Genomic DNA, 20,973 nt, shown 5'->3' with positions numbered 1-20,973 from the left:
GATGTACGTGCACCGACCCAAGACCATTGTCGTCGGGCTCGACGGCTCCTCGGCCTCCCGGGGAGCCTTCGAGCAGGCCATGATCCTGGCCGCCTCCTTACGGGGGCGGCTTGTTGCCGTTGCGGTGGCTCCCGCCTTGGGCGGGCTCGAGCGCATCGGCCGGGAACGAGAACGCCGGGAACTGTTGCGGCCCTTCGAGGAGGCCCTCGAGGCGGCGGGGGAGGCTGCGTCCAAGGCCGGGTTGCCGCTTAAAAAAGTGCTCGAGGCCGGGGAGGCCTTCGAGCGGCTGGTGGATGCGGCCGAGGGCGAGGAGGCCAGTCTGATCGTTGTGGGCGATGCGCGGCGCGCCTATATGGAACGGATATTGCTTGGGAGAAATGTGGCCAAGATCATCGGCTACAGCCCGTGCGACGTGCTGGTTGTTCCAGAACGAACCACGCTGGATTTTACCAAGGTGGTTACGGCTGTTGACGGCTCCAAGCAGAGCATGGCCGCCGCCGGGCGCGCCATCGGCCTTTGCGCCGCCTACGCCGGCTCCCTGGATGTGGTGGCGGCCCTCGACGTCCCCGTGGACAGGCATCTGATCTACGGCATCTTCGAGGACATCAAGCGCCGGGCGCTTGTCGCCACGGGGGCGGTGGCCAAGGCGGCCAAGGAGCGGGACGTGGCCTGTGCGGTGACGATTCTGGAAGGCTCGCCCTACCGGGCCATCGCGGCCCATGCCGCCTCGGTCGGAGCCGGCTGCCTGGTGCTCGGGTCGTACGGCAAGAGCGGATTGCGGCGGCTGTTGCTCGGCAGCGTGGCCGAGCGGGTGCTGGCCCTTTCCTCCTGCCCGGTCCTGGTGGTCAAGGCCGCTCCAGGGGATGCGGACGCCGTACCCTTGGACGAAGAAACCTAACCTTTTCTCCCAAGGAGGACCCCATGGAATTGCGACTGGCGTTTACCGAATTCCTGTTTGCTTTTTGCGCCGTGGTGCTGGCCGATCGCATCTATGGGTTCTCCGACCGCCTTCTGGAGCGTTTCGCCCGCAAATCCGACAAACCCCAGTTGCAGGCCGCAAGCGCCAACGACTGGTACGTCCATTTCTCCCGTAGCGACCTGACCGGTGAGCAAGAGCCGTCCCGGCCCGCCACCCCGACCGCGCGCGTGACTCCGGCCGTCGCCCGCCAGCCCCGCCGCGACTCCCGTCCCAGGCTCCGCGCCTGAGGCGGAGGATCTCGCGTTTCCGGGGGGGCTTTCTGAAGGAAGGCCCCCTCCTTTTTTCCCTCCCCACCCCAGGCGTTGCGCGGTGGGCGTCCAAACGATAAGAACGCGGATCACATGCGCGCCCGGTGGACCGGGCGGGAACGGGGGGGCATGGGTGACGTGCGCCATGAACACCCGGTATCAGGACGCGTCCCGTCGACGCGGACCGAAGCCGGGCTTTGACGTTGCGGCAGGGGACGGTTGCGGTCATGCGGGTTGACCGGCGTCGGCTTATTATAGCCCTGATTGTTCTGGCTTTGCTGGCCGGGCTTTTCGCCACCCGGCTCTGGCGAATCGACGCTGCCTCCCTATGGGAGGACGACTACCTCAATTTGGACCGGGCGCTCATGCCCCTGGGCGACATGGTCGCCGTCCAGAAATGGCAGGGCCCGGCCGACACCATCTTCGATTTTCAGCCGCCGCTTGTCTACGGCGTACAGCATCTGGCCCTGGCCATCCACCAAAGTTCGCTGGCCGCGCGCATTCCGAGTCTTTTGGCCGCGCTGCTGACGCCCCTTGGGCTGTGGCTGCTCGCCCGGCGACTCTTCGGCCCCGCGGTCGGGTTCGTCACCGCCGTCCTGTCCGTGTTCCTGCTCTATCCCCTCGGCTTCGCCCAGGCCATCAAGACCTATGCGCTGTTCCTATGCCTGGCCGTCTATGCGCTGTGGCTCGTGGTCCGGGCCGTGGAAAAGCGTACCGTGTGGGCCTGGATTGCCTACGGGGCCTGCGCCCTGGCCATGCTCTATGCCGGCTACCAGGCGTTGCCCGCCTTCGCGGCCCAGTGTCTGTGGGCGGGCCTCGTCCTGTGGCGGGCTCCCGCTGAGACGGCTGGGGCGGCTGGGCGACGCCGCCGGCTGACGCCATTGCTGGTCACCTGCGCGGCAGTGGGGCTGGCGTATCTTCCGTGGCTTCCGGCGGTTTTTTTCGCCCGGACGTTTCTGCTCGATCCGTCCGTCCATCCGTGGGCCGGCGTGAATGTCGCCTTTGCGGGCAAGATCCTGCGCGGCCTGATCGCGCTCGATCCGCATCTGCCCCGGGGCTACGTCATCGGCTGGTGCGCCATGCTCGCCCTGGGGCTTTGGCGCTGTGTGTCCCATCGCCAATGGCGGGGGCTGGGGCTGCTTTGTCTCGTGGCGGGGATCACCAGCCTGGCGTTGGTCAGTTCGCGCAGTCTGCTGCGGTCGATTCTCGAGGGCAGGCATTTCGTTATGGCCTTTCCGGCCATGGTTCTTTTCGCCGCCTGCGGCGTGGTCGGGCTGCGCGACGTGACCGCCCGGGCCTTGTCCCGGTTTCGCTTCGGGTCTCAGGTGGCGGCGGGTTTCGCCCTGGCCGCCTGCCTTTTCCTGCTGTGGCCGAGCGTTTCCGCCTATCCGGGCTTCTTCGGGCGTTCCCTGAGTCTCGATCGGGACTTTTTCCACTGGCTGGACGGCGTGCGTGGCGATGTCAACGCTTTGAATTTCCACGGCTACAAGCGCAATACGCGCCGCTTTGCCCTCGGCTGGTATCTCCCCGGCCGGTTCGACGAGGCCGGGACCTTTGCCGCGCCGGGGTACCGTCGCATTGCCGACATCGACACCTTTTACACCGACGATGCCCCAAAAAGGCCGCGCCTGCCCGGTCTGCCGCTCAAGACTTTCAGCTGGCTTTTCACCACCACCCGCGTCACCCTTGCCCCGGCGGCCGGACGCGCGCCACTGGTCATGGACCCGGGCCCGGGCGGGGTCTGGCGTTACAAGGATGATTTTCGGGACCGGCGATTTTACGCCGACGCGCTACGCGCCGCCAACACCACCCTCGACACCGAACTCGGCATGTTGCGCCCGGCCCGGTATTCCAGGCCCGCATCCGCGACCTGGGCCTTCGAGGTCCCGCCCGGCACGACGTTTGCCAAATTGCGCCTGACCGTCACGGCCGCGCTTTTCAAGCGCCATCCGACCGTGGCGTCCGATTCCGATCTGGTCGTCGCCGCCGGGCCGGACCCCGCCCATCTGACCGACCTCGGCGTTATCGGCCAGGACGCCTTCCCCGTGAAGGATGGCCATCCGGTCACGGTACCCAGCGCCTTTTTCGACGAGATGGGTTTTTACCACGATCGCTGCCGGAAAGTGGCGGTGGACTATGCCGTTCCGGCGGGACTTGCCGCTTCGGGCCGTATTTTCGTGCGGGTGTCCTACCGCCCCGGGCACAAGGAGGGCTTTCTCAACTTGGCTGGTTTGGCCGTGGTCGCCGATCTGTCGGGCAGGCCGGCCGGGCAGGGCAAGGACAGCCCCCTGGCGCTCCAGGCCGGGCACTTGCTGGCCAACATCCGGGCCGCGCGCTGGCGCGAAGCGGACGGTGGGACGGAGACGGGACTTTTCGCCTTTGCCGCGCCGGGGACTCCCTGGCTGGCCGATGTCGGCCTGCCCGTGGGCACGCCGGCCGAGGCCGAGGTCTTTCGTGCCCGCCATCCGGCGCTTGCACCCGTGGCCACGTTGGCGGACAAAGACGGCCATCCGGCGCTTCTCGTCTACGATACCGCCATGGCCAGCCCTGGGATCAAGCTAAGCGCCGCCACTCCCGGGCATGCCGTCTCCAGTCTGCCGGATTTCGGCCAGGCCCCGGTTTCCTTGCGCCTGACCGGGACCATCGCCATCCCGACCCTGCGTTTTGGCGCAACCAGCCTGACCATTCCGGTCCTGGCCCCGGCCGGAAGCACCCTGACCCTGACGCCGGGGGGGAAGGGGCGCATTACCTTCGCTCCGGACTGGACGACCACGCCGTCGCGCTATAGCGCCGCCATGAGCTACGCGCGCGACGTGACGGCCTCGAAACGGACGCGTGGGGCATTGACCTGCGGCATCGACGGCAACTGCGCCTTCAGCTATACCTTCGTTTCCGCCTTGCCCATGACCGAACTGCGCCTGCGCGCCTTTCCCCTGGTCTACGCCAATCCCTGCCGCAAATGCGAACCCAACCAGGCCCGGGTGTCCGTGTCCACGGACGGCGGCAAGACCTACCGTACCCTGGTCGACGAGAAGGGAGGCGAGGAATGCACCTGGACGCCGGCCGGCACTTCCGCCTACCGGCGGCTGCGCCTCGATCCGCCGGCCAAAACGGTGATCGTCGCCTTCCAGTTGCAGCAGGGGGAACAGGCCGGGTTTCTCTCCCCGTCCTGGAACGTGGACGACATGTATATCGAGGCCGATATCGACGCGCGGGCGCTGCCGCCGCTGCACCTCTCCGGTCCGGACCTCAAGGTGTCCCTGGCCGATCCCGGAACCAACGATTTCGCGCTCTTCCTGCGACCCGGCCCCTGGCCGCTCTCGTCGCGCACGGCGCAGCCGGAGTTTTAGGAGGGGGAAGAGAATGCGAGAGGGGAACCCTTTTTGAAAAAAGGGTTCCCCTCTCGCGCTCTCCCTTCCCAAAAACTTTCAACGGTTACGGGTGGTGTGACGATAACACTCCGTGACCGTTAAAGTCTTTCCTATGTGGCCCGAAGTCAAGCCGGCTGACGCAGTCTAACCGCCCGTTTCCTATTCGCGCCCGAAGCGCCAAGTACCGATTCGGTAGTTTTCGGATTCCCGCCATTTGGAAATCGCCGCCATGCGGCCAGACTTCTCCGCGACCAATCCGAAATTTTATTGGCTGTTAGGCTTTCAGTCTTCCCTACTCGTTGCCACAGGTCCTTGTTGGCGCTGCAATACCCTCTTGGCGGGCGAGGAGGGGGCTTCCCAGACTCGCCCTCCGCCGTTTCACGCTACAACGGCCTCAGAGCGGTACACTCTTTTCTCCAGGCTCAGCCGCCACAAAATGATGGCCAGTTTTCGAGCCAAGGCTGTGATGGCCTTTTGGGCCAGGCCGCTTTTCCCCAGCAGTTTGTGATACCAAGCCTGGGCCTTCGGATCGTGTGCGCGCCATTTCCAGGCCGCCTCCACTAAAAGACTTCGCAGTTTGGTCTGCCCCACCGGCCGTAACTTGGCCCGGCCCTTGCTCTCGCCGCTCTGGCGCACCATGGGCGCAAGTCCCAGATAGCTTGTCACTTCTTCGGCCCGGCTGAAACGCTCCGGCTGGAACAACTCCAGACGAAACGTAGCGGCGATGAGCGGTCCTACACCGGGCACGGTGCGCAGGCACTTGATGACTTCGTCATGCTCTTCCTGGCGGCAAATTGTTTCAAGTTGCTGTTCAACGAGGGACAATTCGCTGGTGATGGCATGCATCTCCCGCACAAAACTTTCCAGCGTATACCGGGCAGCCTGATGCATGGGCAGTTTAAGCAGGGATGCTACAGCGACCTTGCTCCAGTATTTCAGATTGGGTGGTTCGGTGAGGCCCAAAAAAAGCAGATGGGAATGGATGCGAAGTTTCACACGACGCAGGTCGTCGGCCAAGTTGTGTCGCCGGCGTTCCAGACTCCTCTGCGCTTCTTGTTCTTCCGTCGGTACGGCGATGGGACGCAGCATTCCCTTGGCGGCGTAATCGGCCAATTTGACGCAATCGAGCCGATCTGTTTTTGCGCCCCAGATCACGGGGCGGGGAATACGGCTGGGAGCCGCCACCAAGTTGGGGATGCCCGCTTTGGTAAGCGCCCTGGCCAAGTGAAATCCGGTTGGCCCGGATTCACTGGCCGCCATGGCCACGGTGATGCCCAACGCGGCCAATTTGTCGATCAAAGCCTGCGGGCTCGCCGATAGCACCAAGGTGTGGACAGCCCCATCAACGCGGCGCAATGCCACAGAATAACTGTTCTTATGGATATCCAATCCGACAAAAAAAGATCGACCTTGAGAAGCCTCTACAAACGCCTGAAGTTGGGATATCGCTTGTCCTGCCATGTTGGTCTCCTCGCCTCGTTTGTGCCCTTGGAGCACGTTCACTGGCACTATCAGCCAGTTTGAGGGTCGAGGCCAACATGGTATTTGGAAAGGGGGCCTGGGGGGAAACTTTTCTTCAGAAAAGTTTCCCCCCAGTTCCTTTTATCTTTCCTAGAAGTCGTAATTATACGTCGCGACGTAGGCGTCGATGCGTTTGTGGGACGCGTCGATGCGGGCGCGCAGGTCTTTTTTGTACTGTTCGAGGTCGATGGTCGTTTTGGCCACGCCGGTGTCCATGGCGGCCTTGGCCACGGCCGGGGCTTCCCATTCCAGCATGCGGAAGTCCAGGGCCTTGGGGATGATGTAGTCGATGCCGAACTTCACGTCCTTTTCGCCGTACATATCCATGACCTCGGCCGGCACCGGCTCCTTGGCCAGGGCGGCCAGCGACTTGGCCGCGGCCAGCTTCATGGCCTCGTTGATCTTTTTGGAGCCCACGTCCAGGGCGCCGCGGAAGATGAACGGGAAGCCGGAGACGTTGTTGATCTGGTTGGGGAAGTCCGAGCGGCCCGTGCCCATGATGGCGTCGGGACGGGCTTCCTTGGCCTCGTAGTAGCCGATCTCCGGATCGGGGTTAGCCATGGCGAAGATGATCGGATGCTTGGCCATGCTCTTGACCATATCCTGGGAGACCAGGCCCTTTTTGGACAGGCCCAGGAACACGTCGGCACCCTTGAAGGCTTCGCCCAGGTTCGCGTAGGCGTGCTTCTGGGCGAACTGGGCCTTGGTCGGATGCAGGCCGGTGCGGGAGGTGTTGATGTGGCCCTTGGAGTCGAACATGGCGATGTTGGCCGGGTCCACGCCGAGGGCGACGTAGAACTTGGAGCATGCGATGGCGGCCGCGCCCGCGCCCGAGACCACGATCTTTAAGTCCTCGATCTTCTTGCCGGTGATCTCCACCGCGTTCAGGATGCCCGCGCCGGAGATGATGGCCGTGCCGTGCTGGTCATCGTGGAAGACCGGGATGTCCATCATCTCGATGAGGCGCTGTTCGATCTCGAAGCACTCCGGCGCCTTGATGTCTTCCAGGTTGATGGCCCCGAAGGTGGGTTCGAGCAGTTTCACCGTCTCGATGACCTTTTCCGGGTCCTTGGTGTCCAGGTTGATGTCGTAGACGTCGATGTCGGCGAAGATCTTGAACAGCACGCCCTTGCCTTCCATGACCGGCTTGCCGGCCATGGGGCCGATGTTGCCAAGGCCCAGCACGGCGGTTCCGTTGGAGACCACGGCCACCAGGTTGCCCCGGTTGGTGTATTTCCACACGTTTTCAGGATTGGCCTCGATTTCCTTGCAAGCCAGGGCCACGCCCGGGGAATAGGCGAGCGAAAGGTCCTTCTGGTTGCGGAAGGGCTTGATCGGCACGGACTCGAGTTTGCCGGTACGCCAAGCGGAATGGTAACGAAGCGCTTCTTCCTTGGTGAAAAGGGCCATGTGTGGACTCCTTGGAGGGTTTGGTGCTCTAAGCGTCGGCGGAATCATCCGCCGCGCGGGCCTGTGGCGGATCGGCCGCGGCCGCCCCGAGCAGGCGTTCGGCAATGGCTTTGGCCGCCCGGCGGCCGGCGCCCATGGCCGAAATGACCGTGGCCGCGCCGGTGACGATGTCGCCGCCGGCGAAGACGTTGCGTATGGAGGTTTCGCCGGTTTCCGGGTCCGCCGTGATGTAGCCCCGGCGGTACGTGGAAAGACCCGGCGTGGTCTGACTGATCAGCGGGTTGGCTCCGGTGCCGACGGCCACGATGGCCATGTCGGCCGCCAGCGTGCAGGTGTCGCCCTGGCAGGCGACCGGCGCGCAACGGCCCGAATCGTCGGGCTCGCCGAGCATCATCTTCTGCATGGCGATGGCCGTCAGCCGTCCCTTGTCGTCCCCGATGAATTCCAGCGGGGCGTTGAGGCACAGGATTTCCAGCCCTTCTTCCTTGGCGTGGTGGAGTTCCTCGCGCCGGCAGGGCATTTCGTGCTCGGTGCGGCGGTAGGCCAGCGACACCTTTTCGGCCCCCAGGCGCATGGCCGTGCGGGCCGAGTCCATGGCCACGTTGCCGCCGCCGAAGACCACGACGTGCTTGCCGGGGAAGGTCGGGGTGTCCGTGGCCGGGAACTTGTAGGCCCGGCCGAGGTTGACGCGGGTCAGGTACTCGTTGGCCGAGAACACGCCGATCAGGTTTTCGCCCGGGATGCCGAGAAAGCGCGGCAGTCCCGCGCCGACGCCGATGAAGACGGCGTCGTAGCCGGATTCGAGCAACTCGGGCACGGTGATGGTCTTGCCGCCGACCCAGTTGGGGCGAAACTCGACCCCGAGCGCCTTCATGGCCTGGACTTCCTGGCGCACCACGCCCTTTGGCAGCCGAAATTCCGGGATGCCGTAGACGAGCACGCCGCCGACCTCGTGCAGGGCCTCGAAGACCGTGACCGGGATGCCCCGGGCGGCCAGATAGCCGGCGCAGGTGAGGCTCGAGGGCCCCGACCCGATGCAGGCGACCTTGAGATCGTCGCGGGCCATGGAGCAGGCCGGGGTGCCGGTCACCGTTTCGCAGGCCGACTTGGCCAGGAACGAATCGGCCACGAACCGCTCGAGGCGGCCGATGGCCACGGGTTCGCCCTTTTTGCCCAGGATGCACGAACCTTCGCACTGGGTTTCCTGGGGGCAGACACGGCCGCACACGGCCGGCAGGGAGTTGGTTTCGCGGATGACGCCGTAAGCGGCGTCAAGGTCGCCGGCCACGACCTGTTTGATGAACGCCGGGATGTCGATTTCCACCGGACAGCCCTTGCGGCAGGCCGGTTTTTTACATTGCAGGCAACGCGCGGCCTCGGCGGCGGCCATTTCGGCCGTGTAGCCGAGGGCGACTTCCTCGAAGTTGCGGGCCCGGACCTTGGGGTCCTGCTCGGGCATGGCGGTGCGGGGGGCCTTGGCCTTCTTACTTGGAGCAGTGGCATTCATGGCTTTTCCTGAACTCCTCGTAAGAAATGCGTTCTTGTTCCTTGAAGGACGTCAGACGGGCGGCGAGCCCGTCGAAATCCACCTTGTGGCCGTCGAATTCCGGGCCGTCGACGCAGGCGAACTTGGTCTCGCCGCCGACGCTGACCCGGCACGCGCCGCACATGCCGATGCCGTCGACCATGATCGAGTTGAGGCTGACCGTGGTCTTGACCCCGAATGGGCGGGTGGCCTCGGCCACGGCCCGCATCATGGGCACGGGGCCGATGGCCACCACTTCGGCCACGGTCTTGTCCTCGGTAAGGCGCTCGACCAGCAGGTCCGTGACGAACCCCTGCCGGCCGCAGCTGCCGTCGTTGGTGCTGATTAAAACCTCGGGGCAAAAGGAGCACAGCTCGTCCCGAAAGAGCAGCAAGTCTTCGCAACGCGCGCCGATGATGGTGACCACATGGTTGCCGGCCATGTGATGGCCCTTGGCGATGTGGTGCATGGCGGCGATCCCGGTGCCGCCGCCGACGCAGATGACCGGCCCGTCGAGCTTGTGGATCTCGGTCGGCTTGCCGAGCGGTCCACAGACGTCGAGGAGGAAATCCCCGGCGTCCAGGGTGTCGAGATGGGCCGTGGTCTTGCCCATGATGAGGTAGACCAGGGTGATGGTCCCGGCGTCGGGATCGGCGTCGGCGATGGTGAGCGGAATACGCTCGCCATCCTCCCAGACCCGCAGGATCACGAAGTTCCCGGGTCTGGCCTTGGCCGCGATATGTGGGGCTTCGAGGACCAGCTCGCTGGTCTGCCCCGGGATCAGCTTGCGTTTGCGCAGAATTCGGGTTGGCATGGGTGCTCCGCAACGCGCCAAACGGCGCGGCTTAGCCGAGGTTCGGCTTCACGTACAGCTCCCCGCCATGGCAATCGTTTATGACCAACAGCGGGAAGTCCTTGACCGTCAACTCCCGTATGGCCTCCGGACCGAGGTCCTCGTAGGCGATGACCTTGGCGTCGGTAATGCGCTGCGACAATAGCGCGCCGGCGCCGCCGGTGGCTCCCAGATACACCGCCTTGTATTGGCGCAACGCCTCCTTGACGGCGTCGTTGCGCTTGCCCTTGCCGATGGAGCCCTTGAGCCCCAGGGAATGGAGCCTGGGGGCAAAGGAATCCATGCGGTAGCTGGTGGTGGGTCCGGCCGCGCCGATGGGACGACCCGGAGGCGCGGGGGAGGGACCGACATAGTAGATGAGCGCGCCTTTCAGGTCAAAGGGGAGCGGCTCTCCGGCGTCAAGTGTTTCGACGAGGCGCTTGTGGGCGGCGTCGCGCGCGGTGTAGATGTGGCCGCTTATAAAGACCACATCGCCTGTTTGGAGCTTCTCCACGTCGGCGTCGGAAAGCGGCGTGGTCAGATGGTGTTCGGCCATTAGAAAACGACCTCCTTGTGGCGGGCGCTGTGACACTGGATGTTGACGGCAAGGGGCAGGCTTGCCAGGTGGCACGGCGCGACTTTGATCTTGACGCCAAGGCTCGTGGTTTTGCCGCCGAGGCCCATGGGGCCGATGCCGAGGTTGTTTATCGCTTCGAGCAGTTCATCCTCGAGCTTGGCTATTTCGGGATCGGGATGGCGGTCGTCCAGGGCGCGCATCAGCGCCTTTTTGGAGTTGATGGCCGCCAGTTCGAAGTTGCCGCCGATGCCGACGCCGACGATGGTCGGGGGGCAGGGGTTGGGGCCGGCCTCGGCCACGCGATTGACCACGAATTCCTTGATGCCCTTCCAGCCCTGGGCCGGAGCCAGCATAGTGACCCGCGACATGTTCTCCGAACCGCCGCCCTTGGCCATCATGCAGATTTTGAGCGCATCACCCGGCACGATGTCGAAGTGGATGATGGCCGGGGCGTTGTCGCCGGTATTCTTGCGGCTGAAGGGATCGCAGGAGGACTTGCGCAGGTAGCCGTCCTTGTAGCCCTTGACCATGCCGTCGTTTATGGCCGCGCGCAGGCCGCCGCCCTCGACTTTGACGTCCTCGCCGACCTCGACGAAAAAGACGCCGAGCCCGGTGTCCTGGCACAGGGGCAGGTTGGTGGTGCGGGACAGCTCGGAGTTTTCGAGCAGTTGCCGGAAGATCTCCTTGGCCGCCGGAGCTTCCTCGGCGGCGTGGCAAGCCTCGAACGCGGCCTGGACGTCGGCGGGAAGTTCGTGGTTGGCCGTGACGCACATCTTGGCCACGGCTTCGGTGATGTCGGATGCCTTGATCGTCTTCATGCTAAAAGTCCTTTTTGAGGAACTTGGGCAGGAGGTTTTTCACGGCGGCCAGGGCCATTTTGCGGCGCAGGTGCCCAAGCTGCTCCTGGAGCGGAATCTCCTTGGGGCAGACGTCCTCGCAGCCTAAAAGGCCCATGCAGCCGAAGATGCCTTCGTCGGTGCCGACGATATCGAAGTACTGCTTCTCGGTACGCTTATCGCGGGGGTCGAGGATGAAGCGGGCGACGCGGTTTAAGGCCACCGCACCGAGGAAGTCCTCGCGCATGAGCGCCGTGCCGCAGGCGGCCACGCAACAGCCGCATTCGATGCAGCGGTCGAGCTCGTAGATCCGCTCGGCCAGCCCGTTGTCCATGCGTTCTTCCTGGGCGGTGGGGTCGAAGACCTTGTCCGTGTGCACCCAGGATTCGACCTTCTGGTACATGCCGCGAAACCAGGTGCCGGTATCGACCGAGAGGTCGCCCACGAGCTTGAAGATCGGCAGGGGCATGAGGTTGATTTCGTCGGGCAGGTCCTTGGTCTTGGTGTGGCAGGCCAGGCCCGGCCGGCCGTTTATGACCATGGCGCAGGCCCCGCAGATGCCGGCCCGGCAGCAGAAGTCGAACATGAGTGTCGGGTCGAGCTCCTCGCGGATTCTATTGAGTGCGATGAAAAGGGTCATGCGCTCGGTTTCGTCGAGCTGGAATTTGTCCATGTGGGGCGAGGAGGCCTCGTCCGCGGGATTGTAGCGGAATATATTGAAGGTCAGCGTTCTGCCCATCTTCTTGTTCTCCTTGGTGTCCTGCTTGTTCACCGTTCACCGTTCGCCGTTCGTTTTGCCCTTCCGGCGGGGGGGCTTGGGTCGGCCGGCGGGGACGTGTGGCGGCCGCGCGCGGCGCATATTTGAAGAATACGCCTTCGCGTCCGGCACACGCCCCCGCCGGCCCTGCGACCTTCGGCCCATCCCTGGGGCAAATCCTGCTCCCTACGCTCGCTTGTCTTTTCGCTCACCCGGAGCGCGTTCCGGCCGTCCTTTGTCCCGGCCATTGCATCTGGCAATCCCGGTCCCCCTTTAAAAGTTTTTGAAGGGGGGCCCGGGGGGAAACTTTTTTCAAAAAGTTTCCCCCCGGCCGCCGGAGGCACCTTCTTCCCCCTTACTCCTTGGGCGCATCCATGGGGATGATCTTGCCGCCGCCGTAGCCGCGGTCGCCCGGGGGCATCTCGAAGACCTGGGTGGCCGGTTCGTAGTTGAGGGTGGGGAGGTCCGCGCCGGGGGCCCAGGTGGCCAGGGTGCGCTTGAGCCAGTCGCGGTCGTTGCGTTCGGGGTAGTCCTCGCGGGTATGGGCGCCGCGCGATTCGGTGCGCTCCAGGGCTCCGTAGGCCACGCACAGGGCGAGCTTGACCATGCCTTCGATCTTGAGCGCCATGGTGAGCTCGGGGTTGGCCCCCTTGCCGTTGCTGCGCAGCCCGACCTGGCGGGCCCGGCCGAGGACTTCCTGCAATTCGTTGACGCAGGTTTGCAGGTCCTTGCCGTTTCGAAAGATGCCGGCTCCCTTCATGATGGAGTCGTACATGGCGTTGCGCACGGTGTAGGGGTTCTCGTGGCCGTTTTTGCAGGAAACGAGGTCCGCGATGCGGGCGTCCTGCCGGGCCATGGCGTCGCGCACGGCGCCAGTGGAGAATGTGGTTTCCGTGCCCTTCAGATATTCGACGATCTTGCCGCCGATGATCATGCCGGAGACGACCGTTTCGGCCAGGGAGTTGCCGCCCAGGCGGTTGAACCCGTGCATGTCCCAGCAGCAGGCCTCGCCGGCGGCGAACAGGCCTTTGAGGCCATAAGCCGCGCCGTCCTTGTTGGTGCGCACGCCGCCCATGGAATAGTGCTGGGTGGGGCGCACCGGGATGAGCTGGTGGACCGGATCGATGCCGAGGAAGGATTGGCAGATCTCGTCGACCTCGCGCAGTTTGGTGCGGATGTGGTGTTCGCCGAGGTGGCGGATGTCGAGCCAGAGGTGGTCGCCGTAGGGGGAGGGGACGCCAAGGCCCTTGCGCATGTGTTCGGTCATGCGGCGCGATACCACGTCGCGGGAGGCCAGTTCGGCCTTTTCCGGCTCGTAGTCCGGCATGAAGCGGTATTCGTTCTTGTCGAGGAGCGTTCCGCCGTCGCCGCGGCAGCCTTCGGTGACCAGGATGTCCGTCGGCACGATGCCGGTCGGGTGGAACTGCACGGCCTCCATGTTGCCAAGGGACACCACGCCGGTATCGAGGGCCGTGATGAGTCCGCCGCCGTCGCAGATCACGGCGTTGGTGGATTCGCGGTAGATGCGGCCGAAACCGCCGGTGGCAATCAGCGTGGCCCGGGCCAGGTAGGCGGTCAGCTCGCCGGTCTTGAGCGACCGGGCGATGGCGCCCATGCAGGTCGCGCCGTCATGGATCAGCGCGATGGCCTCGACCTTGTCCTTGACGTTGACGCCCATCTGGGCGGCGCGGTTGTCCAGGGTATAGAGCACGCTGTGGCCGGTGCCGTCGGAGGTGTAGCAGGTGCGCCACTTGGCCGTGCCGCCGAAACTGCGGGAGTGGATGAGCCCCTCGTTTTCCGGCTTTTCATAGGCGGTAAAGGGCTTGCCTCCCTTGTAATAGGTCTGTTCGCCCGGCACCACGCGGTTCCAGGGCACGCCCCAGAAGGCCATCTGGCGCATGGCGATGGGCGCGGCATTGACGAACAGGCGGGCCACTTCCTGGTCGCAGCCCCAGTCCGAGCCCTTGACGGTATCAGCGAAGTGGACGTCCGGGGAATCGCCCTCTCCCATGGCCGAGTTGCCCAGGGCCGCCTGCATGCCGCCCTGGGCGGCGGAGGAGTGGGAGCGGCGGGCGGGGACGATGGACAGGCAGATGACGGAGAAGCCGTTGTCGGCCGCCTCGAGGGCCACGCGTTCGCCGGCCAGCCCCGCGCCGATGCACAGCAGATCGGTTTGTATGATATTCATGGGTCGCGTCCTTATTTGAGCGGCAGGAAGTAGTAGCGCAAAAGCGAGAGCACGCCGACAACGATGAAGATGGCGGTGAGCATGTTCTCCTTCTTCTTGATCGACCAGCGTCCCTGACGATCGAGGAAGCCCCATTTGACCAGGATGCGATAGAAGCCGATGCCCACGTGCAGCTCCACCATGGGGAGCAGGAAGAGATAAAAGACGAACCAGAAGCCGGTCTGGATGCGGGCGGCGGATTTTTCGGCGGTGATCGGCAGGTTGGTCAGCACCACCCACATGTGGATGCCGCCCATGATGAGGATGCCCATGGCGGTCGTGGCCTGGACCACCCACAGCCAGGTATCGGTGTGGCGCATGCGCTTGGCGTTGGCCAGCATGATGCGCTGCTGTTTGGTGGCAAAGGGTATCTTGCGCGCGGCCAGGACGAAATGCAGGAGGAAGGCCAGGAAGATCAGCGGGCCGCCGACCTGGGCCATGTAGGTGGCCTCGAAAAACCAGGCCAGGGCGTTCATGGTGCCGGGGCCGATCAGGATGCTTGCCACGAGGATCAGGTGCGCCCACATGAAAAGGATGAGCGCCGCGCCCGTGAGCATCTGCAGCCAGTCGAGATAGGCTGAAAGCCTGCCGACGGGCAGGCCCTCGTGGGTCGCCGTAGTGGGTACGGACATCGTTTCCCCTCCGTCCAGGTTAAGGATTTGGTGGTTGCAACTACAGTAACAGTTTCGGCCGCGTCTTCAAGGCGATGTTGTCCCTGCACGCGTCGGCGCGTGGCGCGGCGGCGGGATTTCCGGTTTCGCCTGGCCGCTCCCCGGTTGCATCCCTCGCCGTGCGGCGGCCCGATCCGGCGCGGCTGGCGGGCGCACTGTTCTCCTCGGTCCTGCGGGAAGTGCATTTCCTCTGCTATCTCACTATCGGCAAGGTTCATGCCAAAGCGATAGCGTGGGAACCGCTCTCTAAAAAAACAATTATTATGGGATGTTGGGAGGAAGATGAAAATCCGCCGTCTGGAAAGGTGTGGCGTCATTATGTGGCGTTGCGCCACAGGTGGGGCAAAAGTGGGGCGTTCGCCACACTTTTGCGGCGAGCGCTCAGTCGATGCCGAGGCGCGCCATGTTGCGATACAGCGTGCGGCGGTCCACGCCCAGACGCCGGGCCGCCCGGGAGCGGTTGTTGCCGCAGGCGGCCAGCGCCTCCAGCACCATCTCCCGGCTGAGCCCACCCCGGCGTGGCGGCGGCAGCTCCGCCCCGGCCGGCAACAGCGGCGGGGAAAGCAGTTCGCGCGGCAGGTGGGCCGGGGTGATCTCGCCCTGGGGACACAGCACGCAGGCGTGCTCCATGGCGTACTTGAGCTCGCGCACGTTGCCCGGCCAGGGGTAGGCCATGATGACGGCCATGGCCTCGGCGGACAGGCGCGAGATGGCCTTGCCGAAGCTGGCCGCGAACTGGCGCATGAAATGGTCGGAGAGCAGCGGGATATCCTCGGCCCGGTCGCGCAGCGGCGGCAAGCGCACCTGCACCACCCGCAGCCGGTAGTAGAGGTCGGCCCGGAAAAGCCCGGCCTTGATGCGCGCCGGCAGATCCACGTTGGTGGCGGCGATGACCCGGACGTCGGCCTTGCGGGTCCTGGCCTCGCCCACGCGCTCGAATTCCTTGCTCTCGAGCACGCGCAACAGCCCGAGTTGCAGGCGCGGGGACATGTCGCCGATCTCGTCGAGAAAGATGGCCCCGCCCTGGGCCGCCTCGAACCGGCCCACCTTGTCCCGGATGGCCCCGGTGAACGCCCCGCGCACGTGGCCGAACAGCTCGCTGCCGAGGAGTTCGTCGGACAGGGCCGAGCAGTTGACTTTGACCAGGGGCTTTTTGGCCCGGGGGCCGCCGTAGTGGATGGCCTCGGCGGCCAGCTCCTTGCCGGTGCCGGACTCGCCCGTGATCAGCACCGTGGTGTCCACCTCGGCCAGCTGGTCGAGCACGGGATAGATGTCGCGCATGGCCTTGGACTTGCCGATGATCCCCTGGTGGCTGTGCAGGTCGGTCAGGCGTTTTTCCAGGTTGGCCAGGCGTGTGATGTCGCGGATGATGAGCACCGCGCCGACGAATTCGCCGGATTCGCCGGAAAGCGGCATGGAGTTGACCACCACCACCCGGCCGGGGCTTTGACCCTGGCATTCCACCCGGTATTCGATGAGCGGCTCCCGGGTGGCCAGCGTCTCGCGCAGGGCGGAGAAACAACCCCGTCGGCAGGCCCCGGACACCACCTGCTGCCCGGTCGCGCCCGCTTCGCCGGTCCCGCTGCCGCCGGTGAGGAAGCAGACGTCGGTCAGGCCCCGGTTGGTGCGCACCACCCGCATGGCCGTGTCCACCACCACGATGGCGTCCGGGATGGCGCGAAAGACGGCCTCGAGATTTAAGCGCAGGGATTCCTTCTCGCCCAGAAGCGCGCGCATCTCGGCCTCGGCCTTGATCCGTTCGGTCACGTCCTGGACCATGGGCATGAAATAGAGCGGCCGGCCGGCCACGTCGCGGATCAGCCGCACCGACAGATGCACCCAGACCGTGCCCCCGTCCTGGCGCACGTAGCGCTTGTCGATCTCGTAGCGGTCGAACTCGCCGGCTAAAAGCCGCTCGGCCCAGCGGATGGTCTCGGGCACGTCGTCGGGATGGGTGACCTCGAGCATGGAGCGTTCCAGAAGCTCGGAGGCGGCGTAGCCCGTGATGCGGCAAAGCGCGTCATTGACGCGCAAAAAGCGGTAGTCCAGCGACAGGATGCTCGCCCCGATGGGCGACTGGTCGAAGGTGCGGCGAAACTTCTCCTCGTTTTCCCGCAGCACGGACTCGGCCTGCTTGCGCTCGGTCACGTCGCGCACGATCCACACGGCATGGCTCGCCCCGTCCTTGTGGGGAAAGCCGCTGGCCGAGACCTCGAGCGGCACCACGGCCCCGGCCGAATGGATGCCGGTCAACTCGCCGCGAAATTTGCCGGTGCGCCCCAGGTTGGCCAGCGCCTCGGCCAGGGCGCCGCCAGAGTCGTCGATGACGCCGGAGAGGCCTACCTGGGCCAGATCGGCTTCGGAGAGTCCGAAGATGCGTTCGGTCTCCGGGTTGGCGGTCAGGATCTCGCCGAGAGCGCCGCACAGGATCACGCCGTCGATGCTGCCGGTGACGATGGTGCGGTAGCGCTCCAGGATGTCGTTGTAGGCTTCCTCGGCCTTTTTGCGGGCCGTGATGTCGATGTTGAGGCCCTCGATGTAGCGGACCTCGCCCCGGTCGTCGCGCACCACCCGGGCGGCCTGCGAGATCCACTTGATCGAGCGGTCCTTGCGGTAGAAGCGGGTTTCGAGGCCTGTGACCACGTCCTTTTCCGCCAGCTGGGCCAGGAAGGCGTCGCGGTCGGCCGGGTCGACGTAGAGCTCCGAGCGCAGGTCGGTAAGGGTCGCGATCATGTCCTCGGGGTCGTCGTAGCCGAGGATGTGGGCCAAAGCCGGGTTGACGTCGAGAAAGCGTCCCCTGGGGCTCGACTGGAAGATGCCCTCCACGGCGTTGGAGAAAAACCCCTCGTACTTGTCCAGGTCGCTTATGACGTCCGTGACGTCGGCCAGGACCAGGGCGCGGGCCGTCTCGCCGCCAAGGCGCACGGGGCGCGCGGCCGCAAGCAGCCAGCGGGCCGCGCCGTCGCCGCCGTCGCGGTGGAGCAGGACGCCCTGGCCGGGGGGACGGCTGAAAAGGGCGTCCGGCAGGCCGAGGTCGGCCGTGCGCAACGGCGAAGCCGCGGCGGGATCGGCCCCCAGCAGGCTTGCGGCCGTGGCGTCGGCCTCGATCACGGTCCCGTCGCCGGCGACAAGGAGCAGGCCGACGGCGACGGATTCGTAAGGACGCATGGACGGGGCGGCCTAGCGGACGACGACGGTGGAGATGGAATTTTTCGGCGAGCCGGAGACGATCTTGCGGCTGACGGCCAGGTAGATGAGCGCCTTGCGCTTTTCGTCATAAAAACGCGTGACCTGGGTGTCCTTGAAAAAGACCGAGGTGCCTTCGGAAAACACCTTCTTTTTCTTGGGGAATTTTTGCGGCAGGTCGATGGCGCAGGTTTGGCGGCAATCCAGGGAGAATTCGGACGGGTCCTCGGCCAGCCCCACGGCCCCGGAGATGCCGCCGGTGCGGGCCTGGCTCATGTAGCAGGTGACGCAGGGGAGGTCCGGGTCGTCGAAGGCGTTGACGCAGACTTTATGGTTGGCTCCGAGCAGCTTCCATTCGGTGGTGACGCAGCCGACTTCCTCGGCGGCAGCCGGCCGGACGGTCGCGGCGGCCAGGGCCAGAACGGCGAAACAGGCGAAAACAAAGGTGCGGCGCATGCGATCCTCGTTGTTGCGGTGAGACGGATTCGTTTGCCGGTCATAAGCCAAAATTGCCCGGCGCGCCAGACAGACGAGGTGTGCCGTCCCCAGCGGCCGGACCGGCTTGCGTCGCCGATCCGGCCGCTGGGGAGGCTTGTCTTTTCGGTCCCCGTTGCCCCATGTGGGGCCGCCCACGGCTACGGATCCGAATTCGCCATGCCGCCGTTTCGCGGCAGGCCGCGGTCAATGCGCGCCGCTGTCATGCGCCAGGATCGGACAAACCCAATTCCGATTTGAACGTGTCGAGGCCGACCTCGTCGATGAGGCGTCCCAGCCTTTTGGGCTTGTTCGTCGCGCGGAACCATTCGATTATCTTGTCGACGAGTTCCATCGCCTGGGCATCATCGAGTTTGTCGGCGATGCAATCGGCCAAGCGCGGGGTAAGACTGGTCGCGAAACCTCCGGCCACGACCCGCCAACCGCTTGGCGTGCCGATCAGGCCAACGTCTTTTATGGAGGACTCGGCGCACGTGTTGGGACAACCGGAGACGCCGATCTTGAACTTGTAGGGCAGGTTGTAGCCATAAAACTTCTGGTCGATCCGCAGCCCGACGCCAACGGCATCCTGCATGCCGAGTCTGCAAAAACTCGTTCCAGGGCAGAGCTTGACCGATCTGACGCACAGGCCGCTTCCCGCCGAAGGCGCAAGGTCAAGGTCTTTCCAGGCGGCGTCGATGTCGTTCGGCTGGAAGCCTACAAGGGCAAACCGCTCGGCGGATGTGATCTTGATGGCTTTGACTTCGTATTTTTCCGCAACATCGGCGAGTTTCCGCAGCAAGCTGAAATCCGTTATGATGCCGCCTGGAATATGCGGGGCAATGGCATAGGTCTCCTTGTCGCGTTGCACGATAGCCCTTCGCGCGCTGAAGCCATGTTGTTGATGGCATGCGGGACATATTTCCGGGAATGATTTCATGTCAATCTGTTCGCCGCAATTGCTGCATTTCCAAGATGACATCGCAAAGTCTCCTGTATTGTTGTTTGTTGATTGGGCAAGATGGCCAGATTTGAGCCGTTGTTTTGAGAGGGGTGCGGGACCGGAGTTCGTTTTTCCAGGCCGGCCTGGTGCAACCGCATTCCCCTGTCGCCTGCCGCTGTGTTGTCGTTATGCCTCCCGAGATAGGTTCGCGTGAGGTGGCACATGGTGCCTGACGCATCGCCATTGCCCACAGCCAAGCCTCGTTCTAGCTTCGGGACCGCCTGGTCGGAATGACAAATGCCCCACTATTTCGGCCAGAAGCGGCTTGAGCGCGGGCAAACGGGCGCGATATGTCCTATGCCGGGTACGGAACAGCCGGAGATTCGAATGTGGAGGGTCCATGGGCGGCGAACTGAAGACGGAGCAAAGGGAGCAGGGCGGCGGACGGCCGCGGCGCGTGGTTGTATTCGCGCCGTCGCCCGTATTGGAGCTCGATGTCGTCGGGCCTGTGAACGTATTCTCGGCGGCGAATAAAATAAGAGGGAAGCCGAGATCATACGAAATCCTGCTGGCAACCTCGAAAGAGACCCTGGATGTCGACGGCATGGCGGGAGTTCGCCTTGTTGCCCACAAGCGGTATCATGACGTTCGAGACGATGTGGATACGTTGCTGGTGGCGGGCGGCAGGGGGGCCATGACGGCGGGCAATCCGGAGGTCATTGCCTGGCTTCGGGACATGGCGTCGCGCGTCAGGCGCGTCGGATCGATCTGTACCGGGGCCTTTCTTCTCGCCGACGCGGGACTCTTGGATGACCGGGGCGCCACAACGCATTGGGAGTATGCGCGGACGCTCGCCGCGCGATATCCCCGCGTCCGCGTCGATGCCGACCCGATCTGGATTCAGGATGGCAATATCTACACTTCGGCCGGCGTCACGGCGGGGATGGATCTCGCCTTGCGGTTCGTGGAGGAGGATCTTGGCAGCGCGATGGCGCTTGCGGTCGCACGCCGCCTGGTGCTTTTTTTACGCCGCCCGGGAGGGCAGGCGCAATTCAGCGTTTCGCTTGCGACACAGGCCCCGGCCAACAGTCCGCTTTTTGAACTCCAGGTCTGGATGGCGGAGAATCTGGCCAAGGATCTGACGGTGGAAGCGCTTGCCTCGCGTGTCGCCATGAGTCCGCGCAATTTCGCGCGCGCGTTCGTGCGCGAATTCGGGATAACCCCGGCCCGGTATGTCGAGCGGTTGCGGCTTGAAGCCGCACGGCAACGGCTTGAGCTCGCAAGCGCGGCCGGGCTCGAGGAAACGGCGCGCGCCTGCGGGTTTGGGAGCGGCGAACTGTTGCGGCGCGCATTTTTGCGCGCGTTCGGTGTCACGCCCGGGCGGTATCGGGAGCACTTCGGCTCCGGGAATTGAGG

16 protein-coding genes are annotated in these 20,973 nt (G+C 64.7%); 4 read left to right on the top strand and 12 right to left on the bottom strand.

What is annotated here, in order from left to right; translation table 11 throughout:
* The first annotated feature begins 1 nt into the window (after position 1).
* The 3 genes from K9F62_01040 to K9F62_01030 all read left to right on the top strand — a co-directional run bounded on the left by K9F62_01040 (position 2) and on the right by K9F62_01030 (position 4,577).
* Positions 2–898: a universal stress protein gene (locus K9F62_01040; protein UJX41315.1), complete on the top strand. Its 897-nt coding sequence runs from the start codon at positions 2–4 to the stop codon at positions 896–898.
* Positions 899–921: 23 nt separating this feature from the next.
* Positions 922–1,206 carry a hypothetical protein gene (locus tag K9F62_01035; protein ID UJX41314.1) on the top strand — a complete coding sequence of 95 codons (285 nt, stop codon included), beginning with the start codon at positions 922–924 and terminating at the stop codon, positions 1,204–1,206.
* 248 nt (positions 1,207–1,454) lie between these two features.
* A complete protein-coding gene (locus K9F62_01030; GenBank protein ID UJX41313.1) occupies positions 1,455–4,577 on the top strand; it encodes a glycosyltransferase family 39 protein in 3,123 nt (1,040 codons plus the stop codon).
* Positions 4,578–4,976: 399 nt separating this feature from the next.
* Here K9F62_01030 and K9F62_01025 read toward each other — a convergent pair whose 3' ends face one another.
* The 12 genes from K9F62_01025 to K9F62_00970 form a co-directional block, all read right to left on the bottom strand.
* On the bottom strand, positions 4,977–6,059 hold the full coding sequence (locus tag K9F62_01025; protein UJX41312.1) for an IS110 family transposase: 1,083 nt from the start codon (positions 6,057–6,059) through the stop codon (positions 4,977–4,979).
* Between the two features lie 150 nt (positions 6,060–6,209).
* Positions 6,210–7,529: a malate dehydrogenase gene (locus K9F62_01020; GenBank protein ID UJX41311.1), complete on the bottom strand. Its 1,320-nt coding sequence runs from the start codon at positions 7,527–7,529 to the stop codon at positions 6,210–6,212.
* Between the two features lie 28 nt (positions 7,530–7,557).
* Positions 7,558–9,036: an NADPH-dependent glutamate synthase gene (gltA, locus tag K9F62_01015; protein UJX41310.1), complete on the bottom strand. Its 1,479-nt coding sequence runs from the start codon at positions 9,034–9,036 to the stop codon at positions 7,558–7,560.
* A complete protein-coding gene (locus K9F62_01010; GenBank protein ID UJX41309.1) occupies positions 9,014–9,868 on the bottom strand; it encodes a sulfide/dihydroorotate dehydrogenase-like FAD/NAD-binding protein in 855 nt (284 codons plus the stop codon). The genes gltA and K9F62_01010 overlap by 23 nt, the downstream gene beginning before the upstream one ends.
* 31 nt (positions 9,869–9,899) lie before the next feature.
* Entirely contained in the window at positions 9,900–10,442 is a 543-nt protein-coding gene (locus tag K9F62_01005; protein ID UJX41308.1) for a Fe-S-containing hydro-lyase, read from the bottom strand.
* A complete protein-coding gene (locus tag K9F62_01000) occupies positions 10,442–11,281 on the bottom strand; it encodes a fumarate hydratase (protein ID UJX41307.1) in 840 nt (279 codons plus the stop codon). Before K9F62_01000 ends, K9F62_01005 begins: the two co-directional genes overlap by 1 nt.
* A gap of 1 nt (position 11,282) precedes the next feature.
* Positions 11,283–12,038: a fumarate reductase iron-sulfur subunit gene (locus K9F62_00995; GenBank protein UJX43092.1), complete on the bottom strand. Its 756-nt coding sequence runs from the start codon at positions 12,036–12,038 to the stop codon at positions 11,283–11,285.
* Positions 12,039–12,411: 373 nt separating this feature from the next.
* Positions 12,412–14,244 (bottom strand): fumarate reductase flavoprotein subunit, encoded by a 1,833-nt coding sequence (locus K9F62_00990; protein UJX41306.1) that lies wholly within the window; start codon positions 14,242–14,244, stop codon positions 12,412–12,414.
* 11 nt (positions 14,245–14,255) lie between these two features.
* Positions 14,256–14,915 (bottom strand): succinate dehydrogenase/fumarate reductase cytochrome b subunit, encoded by a 660-nt coding sequence (locus K9F62_00985; GenBank protein UJX41305.1) that lies wholly within the window; start codon positions 14,913–14,915, stop codon positions 14,256–14,258.
* A 420-nt stretch (positions 14,916–15,335) separates the two neighbouring features.
* The gene (locus tag K9F62_00980; GenBank protein ID UJX41304.1) at positions 15,336–18,122 is read right to left on the bottom strand and encodes a PAS domain S-box protein; all 2,787 of its coding nucleotides are present in this window, start codon (positions 18,120–18,122) and stop codon (positions 15,336–15,338) included.
* 12 nt (positions 18,123–18,134) lie between these two features.
* Positions 18,135–18,596 (bottom strand): CreA family protein, encoded by a 462-nt coding sequence (locus tag K9F62_00975; protein ID UJX41303.1) that lies wholly within the window; start codon positions 18,594–18,596, stop codon positions 18,135–18,137.
* Positions 18,597–18,837: 241 nt separating this feature from the next.
* Positions 18,838–19,554 carry an NAD(P)/FAD-dependent oxidoreductase gene (locus K9F62_00970; protein UJX43091.1) on the bottom strand — a complete coding sequence of 239 codons (717 nt, stop codon included), beginning with the start codon at positions 19,552–19,554 and terminating at the stop codon, positions 18,838–18,840.
* Between the two features lie 403 nt (positions 19,555–19,957).
* On the opposite strand from K9F62_00970, the gene K9F62_00965 reads away from it, so the two are divergent.
* On the top strand, positions 19,958–20,971 hold the full coding sequence (locus K9F62_00965) for a GlxA family transcriptional regulator (protein UJX41302.1): 1,014 nt from the start codon (positions 19,958–19,960) through the stop codon (positions 20,969–20,971).
* The last annotated feature ends 2 nt before the right edge of the window (positions 20,972–20,973 follow it).

It is taken from the genome of Desulfovibrio sp. JY, from assembly GCA_021730285.1.
Lineage (GTDB): Bacteria > Desulfobacterota > Desulfovibrionia > Desulfovibrionales > Desulfovibrionaceae > Solidesulfovibrio.
The sequence above is the reverse complement of the archived record's forward strand: the minus strand, read 5'-3'. Positions and strand labels throughout refer to the sequence as shown.